The organism is Gordonia sp. UBA7599 (assembly GCA_002477755.1).
Taxonomy (GTDB): domain Bacteria; phylum Actinomycetota; class Actinomycetes; order Mycobacteriales; family Mycobacteriaceae; genus Gordonia.
Window position 1 is genome coordinate 1 of sequence record DLKD01000110.1, and the last position, 13,398, is coordinate 13,398.

The window sequence follows — 13,398 nt, forward strand, 5'->3', positions numbered from 1 at the left end:
TTCGAGAAGCCGCGCACCACCGTCGGGTGGAAGGGCCTCATCAACGACCCGGGTATGGACGGCAGCTTCGACGTCGAGCGCGGCCTGCGGACGGCGCGCTCCCTGCTGCTCGACATCATCGATCTCGGCCTGCCCGTCGGATGCGAGTTCTTGGAGCCGAACAGCCCGCAATACATCGCCGACGCCGTGGCGTGGGGTGCGATCGGCGCCCGCACCACCGAGTCGCAGGTACACCGTCAACTCGCGTCGGGCCTGTCGATGCCGGTCGGGTTCAAGAACGGCACTGACGGCAACATCCAGGTCGCCGTCGACGGCGTGCAGGCCGCGGCGGCCCCGCACGTGTTCTTCGGGCTCGACGACTTCGGCAACGGCGTCGTCGTCGAGACCGCCGGCAACCTCGACTGCCACGTCATCCTGCGCGGCGGAACGGGTGGGCCGAACTACGACGATGAGTCGGTCGCCGACGCGGTGGCCGTACTGGCCAAGGCCGGTCTGCCGCAGCGGGTGATGATCGACGCATCGCACGCCAATTCCGGCAAGGACCACGTGCGCCAGGCCGAAGTGGCGGTCGAGATCGCCGAGATGGTGCGCGGCGGCGCCCCGATCAGCGGTGTGATGCTGGAGAGCTTCCTCGAGCCGGGTGCGCAGTCACCCGATAGCGACGATCTCGTCTACGGCCGTTCGGTCACCGACAAGTGCATGGGCTGGGACGCCACCGAGGACGTGCTGCGCGCCCTCGCTCGCTGATCTCGCACAACAGCTACGCATCCCGACAACAACTACCGTTGCATCTGTAGCGGTTGTCGGGATTGGTAGCCGAGGTGTCTACGACGGCTCGCTGAGCTGGGCGAGTGCCGCCTGCGCAGCTTCGGCGAAGGTGCGGTTGCCCCGTTGCGCCGCCTCGCGGAGCACGGGGATAGCAGCTTGCAGATCGAGTTCCGCGATGGCCCGGACGGCACGCACGTCACCCTTGGCGAGAAGTGAATACGCCCACTGCATCCCCCGCTCGCGTTCCTCACCGCGCAGTGCCCCGAATGCCTCGAGATCGAGGGTGTTCCGCCACGGGCCAGGACGCCGCGGATCGCTGAGGACGCTCTCGCGCAGGCGTGCGAGCTCGGCGGACTCCTGTCCCGGGCCCGGCACCAGGCCAAGTGACTCGGCAGACTGCCCGGCTTGGACCGCCGCAACAATGCGGCGCAGTTCAGCGACGGCGGGTTGGCGAACGGCGCCCAGCGGGTTGAGGATCAGCGCTCCTAGTCGCGACACCGGCGAGCGCCCGAGCTGCTCCAGTTCACTCAGACCGACGAGCCGCAGAAGTGCTGTGATCACCACATTGCGCGCCGCATCGTCGTCGGAATCGAGTGCTGCGAGCAGTGACTCCGCGGCAGCGGAACTCCGGGTGTCGGCGAGCGCGACCGCCGCGGATTCTCGTGCCGAATCCTTGCGGGCTTTGACTAGCGTCTCGATGAGCGCGGTGACCGCTGCCGGGTCTTTCGTCTGCTCCCACGCAGCCCGTGCCGCAGCCACTCCGGTCTCGTCCCTGCGATGCATCTCGACGCGCAGCAGCGCCTCAAGGTCGGGTGCTTGCATCGCCACGAGGGCGTCCACCACCCGCGGGTCGTTCTCCAGAGCGGCCAGATGCTCGTGCAACACTGCGAGAGCCTCCTCCCGCTCCTGGCCGCGCAGCGCCGCCAAGCCGGCGACATCCAGCTCCTCCAGCGCTGCCCGGCCACCGGCGGGATCGCCGAAGCGCGCCACCAATGCTCCGTAGTCCGTGAAGTAGGTGCGCTCGCTCATGTCTGGAACAGCCCTTTGATGTGCGCGTTCAGGAACGCGATCCACGCGTCGAGATCGCCCTCGTGGTCGTCGGTCACCCAGGCGGCGAAGCGAGCGGTCGACTTCTCGTCGGGATGATTGTCGAACGCGAAGATCGCGGCCCAACCGCGTCGCCCCAGATCCGGGAAGTCGAACCGCACCTTGTGGAAGCGGGCGGTCGCAGTCAGGTCATACACGTAGCCGAACGAGACGAGTGGCTCGTTCTTGAACACGCCGACGTGTCCCAGTCCCCATTCCTGATCGGTTTCCCGAATCCCGGTGGACGAGATGTCCAGGAGGGCGAACTCGGGCCACGTGGTGATGACCTCCCGCAGCTCGGCGTCGCCGAACGTGTGCTTGCGCATGAGGCAGTCTATTGCCGCAACAGCTACAAGTTCTCGCAACAACGGCTGGTTCACGTGGTCGTTGCGACACTCTTGGATGAGAGGGTGTGGCAGCGATGTCGTTCACGGAGCATCAGGCGGCGATTGCTGCCCGGTTGGTGGGGCTGCTTGCTGGGGGCATGACGGTCTATGAGGCGGCCGATGAGGTCGGTTATTCGTGGACGTATTGCTATGCGATTTTGCGGGCGGCCGGGCGCGGGGTCATGCCGCGGCCCAGCGCTGATCGGCCCGCGCAGGTGGCGGCGGCGTTTGCCGAACTCGGGTCGATGAGCGCGGTGGCCCGGAGTATGAAGATGGGCCGTCAAACCGTGCGGCGGTTGCTGGTCGAGCAGGGCATCACCCCACCGGCACCGAGTTGCCCCTACCCGGCGGAGGTCAAGGCCCGGTTCTTGGCGTTGACCGAGCAGGGCTGGACTACGCGCGGCGCGGCCGGGGAGGTGGGGATCAAGCGGGACTTGGGCTACTACTGGCGTCGTGAAGCAGCCCAGCGGGCCCGGCGAGTCGAAGCGGGTGAGACTGGCCCGGCGGGTTACAACGATGCGGTGAACATTCCTACGTCGCTGGGGCCGGGCCGGTTTCTGAGCCTGCAGGACCGGCTCGCGATCGCCGACGGTTTGGCGGCCAACAAGTCCATGCGTTCGATCGCCGCGGCGCTGGGCAAAGACCGGTCGACGGTGTACCGCGAGATAGCGCGCAACAGCAGCGGCGGCGACTACCTGCCGTATGGTGCCGATCAGGCGGCCACGGTGCGGCGGGCTCGGCCCAAAGACGCCAAACTGGTCGTCAACCAGGCACTGCGCGCCCAGGTCGAGGACGGTTTGGCCCGCAGACTGTCTCCCGAACAGATCGCGCAGCGGCTGCGGCTGGACTTTCCCGACGACCAGGACATGCGCGTGAGCCACGAAACGATCTACCAAGCCCTCTACTTCCAGGCCCGCGGCGGGTTGAAGAAACAAGTGCAGACCGCGTTGCGGACCGGGCGCACCCGCCGCAAACCCCACCGCAAAGAAGGGCAACGCACCCAACGGTTCATCGACCCGATGATCATGATCAGCGACCGGCCCGCCGAAATCGAAGACCGCGCCGTACCCGGGCACTGGGAAGGCGACCTGATCATCGGCGCCCACAACAAATCCGCGATCGGCACCCTAGTCGAACGCAGCACCCGCTACACGATGCTGCTGCACCTACCCCACGGCCACGACGCAGAACACGTGCGTGACGCCCTCATCGCCACCATGACAACCCTGCCGGCCCACCTGCGCGGCTCACTGACCTGGGACCAAGGCGCGGAAATGGCCAGCCACAAACTATTCACCATCGCCACCGACATGGCCGTCTACTTCTGCGACCCCGCCAGCCCCTGGCAACGCGGCACCAACGAGAACACCAACGGGCTACTGCGCCAATACTTCCCCAAAGGCACCGACCTCAACGTCTATGGACCCGAAGACCTCGAACACGTCGCCCAAGAACTCAACGGCCGCCCACGCAAAACACTCAACTGGCACACGCCAGCCGAACAACTGCGTGATCTACTGACAACCGACAAATAGGCGAGTGTCGCAACGACCCCCCGAATTCGCCCAACTACCGTCGCGCCGGTAGCCGTTGTCGGGATTGGTCGCGGTTGTGGGGCTGATCGGTGGGCGACCGTCGGCCGATCACCGCGTCGAGGATCAGGAACGCGAGCAGCGGGATCCCCAACAGCGGGACGAACCAGCCGACGACAATGGTTCCGACCATCAGCGTCACGAAAGCGGCCCGAGACGCAGGGCTCGCAGAGCGTGCAGCAGTGCGCCACGTGCCGCGCGCAGGCGCTCGCCCCGGGTGGTTCCCGGTTCCGCGTCGCCACCACATCAGGTAGCCGTGAACGATCACGACGACCAGCAGCACGGCCAGTGTGAGCAGCGCCAGGGCACTGGCCCAGCCGAACAGGATTCCCATATGCAATTGGATGGCCCAGTCGGTGAGCTTCGCCGGAATCGACCACGACGAGAAGGGGAGTTCCGCACTCACCTGCATCGTGTGCGGGTCGATCGCGAGCGAGTCCACTGAATACCGCCACGGCTGACGCGTCTGGGTGACCGTGACCGCGCTGCTCGGGTCGGTGGGAACGGCGATCTCCACCCGGCCGTCCAGGCCGTGGCGGCGTGCGATTCCCAGCACCTCGTCGAATTGATCGTCGGCCAACGTCGGAATGCCGGCTGGGGGAGCTGCGGTCCCGTGCGTCCCGTGGTGTGAACCCGTCGGCAGGGATGTCGGCAGGTCGGGTCGCTGCCAGCTCAGCTCGGTGCGCAGTTTCGCGATGTTGTCGCCCGCGTAGTGCGACCACGTCAACCCTGTCGCCGAGAGGAACACCAGGCCCACGACGAGCCACACGCCCACCGCGCCGTGCCGGCTCAGCGTGCGGCTGCGCGATGTGCCCCGCCGGTCGATGACGCCGATGCGCCACCACGGGGCACCGGTATTGCGGCGCTTGGTGCGGAACCGGTTGATCCACAGCGTCAATCCACCCAGTGCCACGACCCACAGCCATGACGCCGCGGTTTCGCTGTAGACACGGCCAGGCTCACCCAGGTGCAGGTTGCGGTGCAGGCCGCCGATCCACGTGCGCAGCGGCAGCGCCCCGGCGCTGCCGTAGGTGACCGAGTCGCCGAGAACCTCGGTGGTCTGCGGGTCGACGAAAACGGTCCGCCGCTCCCACTCGCCGACGCGGTCGTCGGCGAGGTACACCCGCGTCGTCTCCGACCCGCCGGCGGCCGGTTCGACGCCGGTCACCACGGCACCGAGATGGCGGTCGCGGACACTGGCCAATTGCGCGGCGATTGTCTGCGGTGGACCGGCGGAGTCGGTGTGCAGCAGGTGGCGGTACACAATCTGCTCGGCTGTCGGGGCGAGGGCGTAGAGACCGCCGCTGATCGCGGCGACGAGGACGAACGGGGCGATGAGGATGCCCGCGTAGAAGTGCAGGCGACGGATCAGGGGCAGAAGGGGTCGAAACATTGGGCTGGCTCGATTCGGTGCGTCAGGGCGCACACGCGTCGGCGACCGCAGTCGTGCGGTCGTGGTGTGTGACGGTGTGCCGGTCAGAGGGAGGCGGGGCGCGGCAGCGCCGGCGGTCCGCGTCTGACGTGGCGCCGGGTGGCGCCGCTTCGTGCGACGAGCGGCTCGTCGGAGACGATGAACCGCCACAGAAGAGCGGCGGGAGCCGCGGGCGGGCAGTCGTCGTGGAGAAGCCGGTGCAACCGGCCGAGAACGCGTCGTGCGGCGCGGTCAGCGCCGATGATCACGCACGCACCGATTGCGGCGGCCAGCAGGTGTGCGACGGTCATCGTCGTCGACGGCAGGCCGAGTGGGTGCATGGACCCGACCGACAGTGCGAGGTGGCCGATGAGTTGCGCCGATGCGACGACGAGCAGGAGGGCGAGAGGGTGCTCGGCGGATCGGGGGAGTGAGCCGGCGACCACGCCGACCACCGCGCAGACGCCCATCAGGAAAGCGAGCATGCCGACGGTAGGGGCGTCGTCGGGCATCGCCACGAGGTGACCGGCGATGGCGGTCGCCGCCGCGAAGGCGCCGACACACAGCCCGCGCACGGTGCGCTGGACCGGATCGGTCCGCGGGGCTGCGACGGCGAGCATGGGTTGCAGTCTATTGCCCGCGTCCGGCCATCCGGAGGCACGTTCAGGTTTCGTCGGGGCTACCTCGACACCAGGCGATCACCGTCCAAACGGCGACGACGGTCAGCGCAGCAGGAGCAGCCAGATCGCCGTGTAGTGGCACAGCGCGGCGACGACGGTGGCGGCGTGGAAGAACTCGTGGTGTCCGAACGTCTCCGGCCACGGATTGGGCCAGCGCAGGGCGTAGAGGACCCCGCCGACGCTGTACAACACCCCGCCGGCGGCGAGCAGCGCGATGATCAGCCAGCCCGAGTACTGGATCAGCGTCGTCGCCTGCACTAGGATCACCCAGCCCAGACCGATATAGAGTGCGACGCCGAGCCATCGCGGCGCGTCGGGCCACACGATCTTCAGTGCCATGCCCGCCAGGGCACCGCCCCAAACGATCCCCAGCACCCACCATCGCGTCGGGGAGGGTAGTGCGAGGTAGGAGAACGGGGTGTACGACCCGGCGATGAACAGGAAGATCATCGAGTGGTCGGCACGCTTCATCAGCCGCGCGGTCCGCTCGGAGCCCCACTTGTGCCGGTGATAGGTCGCGCTGATCGCGAACAAGCCGAAGACGGTGACGCCGTAGATCGCGCACGCCACGGCCGCACCCGCGCCCTTGAGGATCGCAGCACCGACGATGAGGGCGGCGACGGCGACCGTCGACACCCACGCCGAGTACTGGTGGATCACGCCGCGCAACCGCGGCTTGAACTCCAGGTGGAGGGGCGTGGGAATGTCGTGAACCATAAACCTACGGTACCGTAAGTTACTCCCTGGTCGCCAAACTCCGGCGTACAGTGAGCGACGATGAAACTAATCCCGGAGACGCTGCGCACTCCCATGTACGCGGTTTACGAGAAGCGGCTCACGCAGCTGCTCGACCGGGACCGCCTGCCCGAACACGTCGCGATCATCTGCGATGGCAACCGCCGGTGGGCGCGCGAAGCGGGATTCGAGGACGTCAGCCACGGCCATCGGGTCGGGGCCGAGCGCATCGCGGACATGCTCTCGTGGTGCGACGAACTGGGTATCGGCACCGTCACCATCTACCTGCTCTCGACGGAGAACTTGCAGCGACCGTCCGAGGAACTCGACGCGCTGATGGAGATCGTCCCCGACATCGTCGACGAGATCTCGGCGCCCGGGCGCGGGTGGCGAGTGCGACTTGTCGGCAACATCGACCAGCTGCCCGCCGCGGCCGCACAGCGGTTGAAGGCCGCCGCCGACCGCACCGTCCGCCACGACGACCGTCTCAACGTCAACGTTGCTGTCGGTTACGGCGGGCGGCAGGAGATTGTCGACGCGGTACGCGACCTGCTCACCGACCACGTGGCAGCCGGTGAGACCGGCGAACAGTTGGTCGAGGCGGTCACCGTCGAGGCCATCGACCGCAACCTCTACACCAAGGGCCAACCCGATCCCGATCTGGTGATCCGTACGTCGGGCGAGCAACGTCTGTCGGGCTTTCTGCTGTGGCAGAGCGCGTACTCCGAGATCTGGTTCACCGATGCGTATTGGCCCGAGTTCCGCCGCGTCGACTTCCTGCGTGCCCTGCGCGACTTCGGCGCGCGGAATCGCCGATTCGGACGCTAACCCGAATCTGCTGGTCGGGGGCGCTAGATTGGCCCTATGTTCGACGACTCTGACGAGTGCGCGACCGCGGCTGAACTCGGCGACTTCGAGTTCGAGCGCAAGTTCCTGCTGGGTGCGATGCCGCCCGAGGCAGCGGGTGACCCGAGTCCCGACCTGATCGTTCAGGCCTACGTGTTCGCCGACGACGGTTTTGCCGTCCGTGTGCGCATCAGCGGCCCGGTCGATGGTATCGATGTCGACGCGTCGCCGCGCGCCATGGCGCAGGCTCTCACCGAACACCCCGACTCGCTGGGCACACTCGGCGCCAAGGGCCCGGCGAACGCCGGCACGCGCTACGAGGCCGAGCGGCAGATCGACGCGCTCGTCGCCGGGTCGATCGTCGCGCGCTCGACAGCCCTGATCGCCAAAGTCCGCTACTCGATGTGGCTGGGCGAGGACGGCTGGGTCGTCGACCGCTTCCTCGCCGACAACGCGCCGTTGCTCGTCGGCGAGGTCGAGCGGGCCCGCCCGGTCACCGACCTGGCGATCCCCGACTTCTGCGTCACCGAAGTCTCCGAGGACCCGCGCTTCGGCAACGAGTATCTGGCCCACCACCCGTTCCCGACGTGGGCCAAAGACTTCGCGCAGGAGTACCGCATCATGGGCCCCGGCTTCATGCAGAGCCTGGGACGCAACCGCTTCGACGGCGAGCCCGCCTGAGCCGGCTTCGGCGGGCTACGCGACGTCGACGAGGAGCCCCACCAATGCGTCGAGGTCGGCGGAGTACGACGACGCCGACGGCGTCCCGAACCCGACGATTAGGCCGTGCCGCGCAGTGTCCGTCGCGGCGGGGTGGGCGAAGAACGACAGCGGCGAGATCCCGATACCGCGGTTGACGGCCTCGGCCATCAGTGCGCCTTCACGCTGCGCGGTCGTCGGGATCAGCAAGTGCAGACCGCCTGCGACGCCGGTGACCTGCGCGCCGATAGCGGTGAGCCGTGCCAGGAGCTGGTCGCGCCGGCGGCGGTAGAACTGTCGACTGCGGCGGATGTGACGATCGTAGGCGCCGCTAGCGATCATCTCGGCCAGCACCAGTTGGTCGACGATGCTCGCGTCCGGCTCGCGGACTCCTTTGGACCACGCCACCTGCTCGGCCAGGTGGCCCGGCAGCACCAGCCAACCGATTCGCACCGACGGTGAAAGCGTCTTGCTCACCGAACCCGCGTACACGACGACGTCGGGCCCGAGTGCCTGCAACGCGCCGATCGGCTCGCGGTCATAGCGGTATTCACCGTCGTAGTCGTCTTCGACGATGAGCCCGCCGGTCCGCCGGGCCCAGTCGATCACCGCCGCGCGCCGCGGCGGCGAAAGGGAGACCCCGGTGGGCGACTGGTGGCTCGGCGTCAGCACCAGCGACGACACGCCGTCGCCGATCGCATCGACCACCGCACCGTCGTCGTCGAGCGGCACGGGCAGAGTCACCGCGCCGCTCTCCTCGATCGCGAGTCGATGGAAGGGCAGGCCGTGACTCTCGACGGCGACCGTGGTGCCCAGGACTGTCGGGGTCAACAGCCGCAGCGAATACATGACGCCGGTGGTCAGGACGATCTGGTTCGGGTCAGCGCGGACGCCGCGCGCCCGGGCGAGGTAGCCGGCGAGTGCCTCACGCAGGACCCGGCTACCGTGCGGTGCCGTGGGGTCGAAGGCGGAGTCCGGTGCCGTGGACAGGGCGCGGCGGGTGGCGGCGATCCAGTCGGCGCGCGGGAACAGGCCGGCGTTCGCCTGGCCGGTGAGGAAGTTGTGCCGGGGGGGCAGGAGCGGTGCTGGGACGGTGCCCGATGGTGGTGCGGACGCTGCGACGCTGTCAGCGACGCGGGTTCCCGCGCCTCGGCGTGCGACCAGCCAGCCTTGCGCGATCAGCTCCTCGTATGCGGCGGCGACGGTGCCGCGGGCCAGGTTGAGATCTGCAGCCAGCGAGCGGTAGGGCGGCAGGGGGGCGCCCGCGCCCAGGCGCCCGTCCTCGATCGCGGCGCGCAGGGCGTCGACGAGGCGGCGGCGCTGTTGGGCGCCGCGCCCACGGGCCGGACCCGTGTCGAACCCATCGGCGAGGTCGAGGTGCAGGTCGGCACCGAGACCGCCCGCGTGGGTGTGCCATGGCCCGTCCGTCTCGGAATTGGCCTGAGTTTCCATGTGCCGATTGAACCAGTTTATTAGGGCAATGGTGACCTAGTGTGGAGTCAATAGTCGCGCAATACAAAGGAATACGAAGGAAGAGGTCGCCATGAAGGTCGTCGTCGTCGGAGCGAGCGGCACGATGGGTTCGCTGGTCTGCAATCAGCTCGGGGAGCGCGGTGTCCAGGTCGTCGAGGCCCATCGCGGCAATGGTGTCGACGCGCAGACCGGCGCCGGGCTCGCGGCCGCGGTTGCCGGCGCGGACGTCGTTGTCGACTGCCTGAACAACATCACCCAGTCGGCGTCGAAGGCGAAGGAGTTCTTCGGGACCGCCGCGCGAAACATCGCCGAGGCGGCCCGCGCCGCAGGCGCGCGCGTCGTCTGCCTCTCGATCTCGAATGCCGCCGATCCCGCCGTGAATCGCCGGATGGGCTACTACCAGGGAAAGGCCGAGCAGGAGGCGGTGTACCGCGAGATCCTCGGCGACCGCGTCACCTTCGTGCGGACCACCCAGTGGTTCGAGCTCGCCGACACGCTCAGCGACCGGATGTCGGTGGGCCCTCTCGCCGTCATGCCGCACATGGTCACCGCCCCGCTGGCCGCATCCGACGGAGCGGTGGTCATCGCCGACGCGGTGCTGGGCACTGCCCACCAGGGCAAAGCCGTCGTCGAGGTGCGGGGCCCGGCGCAGATGGATCTCATCGATGTCGCCCGGGCGTCGCGCAAGGCGCGCGGGGTGAGCGGCGCGGTGATCCCGATCCGCTTCGGCGGCAAAGCGCTGCGTGACGGGTCGCTCATCCCCGATCCCGCCGATGTCGTGACACCGATGACGCTGCAGCAGTGGCTGGCGGGTCGTTGATCGAAATCCGGCCAGCGTCGGATTTCGCCGACGTCGCGACCCTCGTCGGACCCAAGACGGCGGGGTCGGAGGCGTGCTGGTGTCTGACGTACCGCAACCGCAAGACCGAGGGCCTCGAGCGGACCGGGTTGAGCAAACCGGAACGGATGGCAGCCCTGTGTGCGCGCGACCTGCCGCCGGGAATCGTCGTCTACGACGACGGTGAGCCGGTTGCGTGGGCGTCGATCGCGCCTCGTGAGCACACCACGTTCGCCTACAACGCGAAGTTCCCGAGGATCGACCCCGGCCGCGACGACGTGTGGTCGCTGTGGTGCATCAAGGTGCGTCCCGGACATCGGGGGCAGGGACTGGCAGGGGCAGCGCTGGAAGGGGCGGTCGGCTTTGCCGCCGAGCGGGGCGCGGCGGTCGTCGAGGCGTATCCGCTCGACAACGATGGCCGCAAAGTTCCGCTGCGTACGGCCTACACGGGTACCCGACGACAGTTTGAGCGGGCCGGGTTCCACTACGTCGCCGACACGACGTCGGTCCTCGACGGATTCGGCCGCGTCGTGATGCGCCGCGAGATCTAGCCCGGGAATAGCGGCGCAAGATCTGGCTGCCGATCGTCGGTCGGAGCGGGGAGCTCAGAGCTTGCGCAGGCGCACGCGGTTGATCGAGTGATCAGAGTCCTTGCGCAGGACGAGGTGGGCGCGCGGACGCGTGGGCAGGATGTTGTCCACCAGGTTGGGCCGGTTGATCGACGTCCAGATCTCGCGGGCGGCCGCAGTTGCCTGCGTGTCGTTGAGGTCGGCGTAGGAGTGGAAGTGCGAGTTCGGATCCGCGAACGACGTGGTGCGCATCTGTAGGAAGCGCGAGACGTACCAGCGTTCGATGTCGGAGGTCTTCGCGTCGACGTAGAGCGAGAAGTCGAAGAGGTCCGACACCATCAGCGTCGGCCCGGTCTGCAGGACGTTGAGGCCCTCCAGGATGAGGATGTCGGGCTGACGGACGTAATGCTTGACGTCGGGGACGATGTCGTAGGTCAGGTGTGAGTACACCGGCGCGGTGACCTCGCGCGCCCCTGATTTCACCTCGGTGACAAAGCGCAGCAAACCTCGGCGGTCGTAGGACTCGGGGAATCCCTTTCGGTGCAGGATGCCGCGGCGCTTGAGCTCGCGCGTCGGGTAGAGGAAGCCGTCGGTGGTGACCAGGTCGACCTTCGGGTGGCTGTCCCAGCGGGCTAGCAGCGTCGCGAGCAGGCGGGCGGTGGTCGACTTGCCGACGGCGACGCTGCCGGCGATCCCGATGACGAAAGGTACCTGGCGCGCAGTCTGCAGTTCGCCCAGGAACGTCGAGGTAGCGGCGTACAGGCGCTGCCGAGCGGCGACGCGCAAGTGGATGAGGCGCGAGAGCGGGAGATACACGTCGGCGACCTCGGCGAGGTCCAGGCGCTCACCCAGGCCCGCGATCGCGTCGAGCTCCTGCTGGGTCAGCACCATTGGCATGGACTCGCGCAATCCGCGCCACTGGCGACGGTCGAGTTCCAGGTACAGGCTCGGGTCGCGCCCCGACGACCGCTTCACCTGGCCTCCTGCGCGCTCCGGGGAAACCCGGGTTCGATACCGAACGGCATCATCCAAGCGTATTTGGCGGGTGTGGGCGTCCGCCACGCGGGAGGGTTGTTTATGGAAAGCTCGGCATCGTGACCGCTATCGACGACGACGAGATCGTCACCGAATACCTGCGAATCGGCCTCGCGTTCGACCTGCTCGAAGACGGGTTCGTCGACGCCTACACCGGCGATCCTGCACTGCGGGCCCAGGTGCGCGACGAGGGGACGCCCGATCCCGTAGCGCTGGGCCGACGTGCCGCCCGGTTGCGGGACCAACTCCCGGGGGGACTTCCCGCCGACCGTGCCGAATTCATCTCCTCGCACCTGCGGGCGCTGGAGTGCTCGGCGGCCAAGTTCGCCGGCGAGGACATCGGATTCGTCGACGAGGTGCGGGCTTACTTCGACGTCGACATCAGTGCGGAGGATCCGGAGGTCTACCGTCAGGCCCACCGCAAACTGGCGGATGCTCTCGGCGTCGCCGATCGGCCCGAGGCGCTGCGCGACGCGTACACCGCCTACCGACGCGCCGGTGAGATCCCGGCTGACCGGCTCGGCGATTGCGTGACGGCCTTCTCCTCGGCGCTGCGCGACGAGGTGCGCAAGTCCGTCGACCTGCCCGTCGAAGAGACCGTCGAGTTCGAGATCGTCTCCGACCAGCCGTGGTCGGGATTCAACTACTACCTGGGCGACTACCGCTCTCGGGTCGCGATCAACACCGATGTGCCGCAGCACTTCTCGGCGCTACCGCACCTCGTGGCGCACGAGGCCTATCCCGGGCACCACACCGAGCACTGCCGCAAGGAGAAGCTCCTCGTCGGCGGTGGGCAGGGGGAGCAGACGATCTTCCTGGTCAACACCCCGCAATGCCTGATGGCCGAGGGGCTGGCCGACCACGCGCTGCGCGCGGCCATCGGACCGGACTGGCCGCTCTGGGCCGAGACGATCTACGCCGACCTGGGTCTGCGCTTCGACGCCCATCGCGCAACGGCCGTCGGGGAGGCCACTGCCGGTCTGCTGGCGGTCCGCCAGGACGCCGCGTTACTCCTGCACGATCGGCACGCCGACGCTGATGAGGTCGCGGCGTTCCTTTCGCGGTGGCTGCTCGTGGGGCAGGACCGGGCCAGGCAGATGCTGCGGTTCCTCACCTCGCCGCTCTGGCGCGCCTACATCAGCACCTATGTCGAGGGCTATCGGCTCCTCGGCGAGTGGCTCGATGCTCCGGGAGGGGCGTTCAACCGCCTTCTCGACGAGCCCCTGACCCCGGCGCTCTTGCGGGCGGAGTTGGCACACTAAACTCACCGGCATGGCTGA

The 13,398-nt window shown here is 68.1% G+C and carries 14 protein-coding genes; 7 read left to right on the plus strand and 7 right to left on the minus strand.

All coding sequences use genetic code 11. The features are described from left to right. A partial coding sequence (locus B4L26_RS12370; RefSeq protein ID WP_290719164.1) for a 3-deoxy-7-phosphoheptulonate synthase occupies positions 1-747 on the plus strand: 747 nt, incomplete at its 5' end. A 78-nt stretch (positions 748-825) separates the two neighbouring features. Here the strand turns inward: B4L26_RS12370 and B4L26_RS12375 are convergent. Then, positions 826-1,797 carry a hypothetical protein gene (locus B4L26_RS12375; RefSeq protein ID WP_290719165.1) on the minus strand — a complete coding sequence of 324 codons (972 nt, stop codon included), beginning with the start codon at positions 1,795-1,797 and terminating at the stop codon, positions 826-828. After that, positions 1,794-2,180, minus strand: a complete 387-nt coding sequence (locus tag B4L26_RS12380) for a hypothetical protein (protein ID WP_290719166.1) — start codon at positions 2,178-2,180, stop codon at positions 1,794-1,796. Before B4L26_RS12380 ends, B4L26_RS12375 begins: the two co-directional genes overlap by 4 nt. A gap of 332 nt (positions 2,181-2,512) precedes the next feature. Here B4L26_RS12380 and B4L26_RS12385 point away from each other — a divergent pair, with 332 nt between their 5' ends. Then, positions 2,513-3,775, plus strand: a complete 1,263-nt coding sequence (locus B4L26_RS12385) for an IS30 family transposase (RefSeq protein WP_409563543.1) — start codon at positions 2,513-2,515, stop codon at positions 3,773-3,775. Between the two features lie 34 nt (positions 3,776-3,809). On the opposite strand, the gene B4L26_RS12390 is transcribed toward B4L26_RS12385, so the two are convergent. The 3 genes from B4L26_RS12390 to trhA all read right to left on the minus strand — a co-directional run bounded on the left by B4L26_RS12390 (position 3,810) and on the right by trhA (position 6,640). Continuing rightward, a complete protein-coding gene (locus tag B4L26_RS12390) occupies positions 3,810-5,225 on the minus strand; it encodes a PepSY-associated TM helix domain-containing protein (protein WP_290719167.1) in 1,416 nt (471 codons plus the stop codon). A gap of 83 nt (positions 5,226-5,308) precedes the next feature. Further along, positions 5,309-5,863, minus strand: coding sequence for a hypothetical protein (locus tag B4L26_RS12395; RefSeq protein WP_290719168.1), 555 nt, complete (start codon positions 5,861-5,863; stop codon positions 5,309-5,311). Positions 5,864-5,965: 102 nt separating this feature from the next. Beyond that, positions 5,966-6,640: a PAQR family membrane homeostasis protein TrhA gene (trhA, locus tag B4L26_RS12400; RefSeq protein WP_290719169.1), complete on the minus strand. Its 675-nt coding sequence runs from the start codon at positions 6,638-6,640 to the stop codon at positions 5,966-5,968. Positions 6,641-6,700: 60 nt separating this feature from the next. On the opposite strand from trhA, the gene B4L26_RS12405 reads away from it, so the two are divergent. Together B4L26_RS12405 and B4L26_RS12410 are read left to right on the plus strand one after the other, a co-directional pair. Continuing rightward, the gene (locus B4L26_RS12405) at positions 6,701-7,486 is read left to right on the plus strand and encodes an isoprenyl transferase (RefSeq protein WP_290719170.1); all 786 of its coding nucleotides are present in this window, start codon (positions 6,701-6,703) and stop codon (positions 7,484-7,486) included. Positions 7,487-7,522: 36 nt separating this feature from the next. Beyond that, positions 7,523-8,185, plus strand: coding sequence for a hypothetical protein (locus B4L26_RS12410; RefSeq protein WP_290719171.1), 663 nt, complete (start codon positions 7,523-7,525; stop codon positions 8,183-8,185). 15 nt (positions 8,186-8,200) lie between these two features. Here B4L26_RS12410 and B4L26_RS12415 read toward each other — a convergent pair whose 3' ends face one another. Beyond that, entirely contained in the window at positions 8,201-9,655 is a 1,455-nt protein-coding gene (locus B4L26_RS12415) for a PLP-dependent aminotransferase family protein (RefSeq protein WP_290719172.1), read from the minus strand. Positions 9,656-9,746: 91 nt separating this feature from the next. Between B4L26_RS12415 and B4L26_RS12420 the strand changes: the two genes are divergently transcribed. Both B4L26_RS12420 and B4L26_RS12425 read left to right on the plus strand, forming a co-directional pair. After that, a complete protein-coding gene (locus B4L26_RS12420; protein ID WP_290719173.1) occupies positions 9,747-10,496 on the plus strand; it encodes an SDR family oxidoreductase in 750 nt (249 codons plus the stop codon). After that, entirely contained in the window at positions 10,478-11,065 is a 588-nt protein-coding gene (locus tag B4L26_RS12425) for a GNAT family N-acetyltransferase (RefSeq protein WP_290719174.1), read from the plus strand. The genes B4L26_RS12420 and B4L26_RS12425 overlap by 19 nt, the downstream gene beginning before the upstream one ends. A 54-nt stretch (positions 11,066-11,119) precedes the next feature. Here B4L26_RS12425 and coaA read toward each other — a convergent pair whose 3' ends face one another. Next, a complete protein-coding gene (gene coaA / locus B4L26_RS12430; protein ID WP_290719175.1) occupies positions 11,120-12,058 on the minus strand; it encodes a type I pantothenate kinase in 939 nt (312 codons plus the stop codon). 119 nt (positions 12,059-12,177) lie between these two features. Here coaA and B4L26_RS12435 point away from each other — a divergent pair, with 119 nt between their 5' ends. Beyond that, positions 12,178-13,380 (plus strand): DUF885 domain-containing protein, encoded by a 1,203-nt coding sequence (locus B4L26_RS12435; RefSeq protein ID WP_290719176.1) that lies wholly within the window; start codon positions 12,178-12,180, stop codon positions 13,378-13,380. Positions 13,381-13,398 lie beyond the last annotated feature (18 nt).

What these genes read in the sequence shown, in the direction of transcription:
- B4L26_RS12420 (WP_290719173.1), top strand. Translation starts at nt 9,747, where the DNA reads ATGAAGGTCGTCGTCGTCGGAGCGAGCGGCACGATGGGTTCGCTGGTC.
- B4L26_RS12385 (WP_409563543.1), top strand. Translation starts at nt 2,513, where the DNA reads ATGGGCCGTCAAACCGTGCGGCGGTTGCTGGTCGAGCAGGGCATCACC.
- trhA (WP_290719169.1), bottom strand. Translation starts at nt 6,640, where the DNA reads ATGGTTCACGACATTCCCACGCCCCTCCACCTGGAGTTCAAGCCGCGG.
- B4L26_RS12380 (WP_290719166.1), bottom strand. Translation starts at nt 2,180, where the DNA reads ATGCGCAAGCACACGTTCGGCGACGCCGAGCTGCGGGAGGTCATCACC.
- B4L26_RS12390 (WP_290719167.1), bottom strand. Translation starts at nt 5,225, where the DNA reads ATGTTTCGACCCCTTCTGCCCCTGATCCGTCGCCTGCACTTCTACGCG.
- B4L26_RS12375 (WP_290719165.1), bottom strand. Translation starts at nt 1,797, where the DNA reads ATGAGCGAGCGCACCTACTTCACGGACTACGGAGCATTGGTGGCGCGC.
- B4L26_RS12415 (WP_290719172.1), bottom strand. Translation starts at nt 9,655, where the DNA reads ATGGAAACTCAGGCCAATTCCGAGACGGACGGGCCATGGCACACCCAC.
- B4L26_RS12405 (WP_290719170.1), top strand. Translation starts at nt 6,701, where the DNA reads ATGAAACTAATCCCGGAGACGCTGCGCACTCCCATGTACGCGGTTTAC.
- B4L26_RS12410 (WP_290719171.1), top strand. Translation starts at nt 7,523, where the DNA reads ATGTTCGACGACTCTGACGAGTGCGCGACCGCGGCTGAACTCGGCGAC.
- B4L26_RS12395 (WP_290719168.1), bottom strand. Translation starts at nt 5,863, where the DNA reads ATGCTCGCCGTCGCAGCCCCGCGGACCGATCCGGTCCAGCGCACCGTG.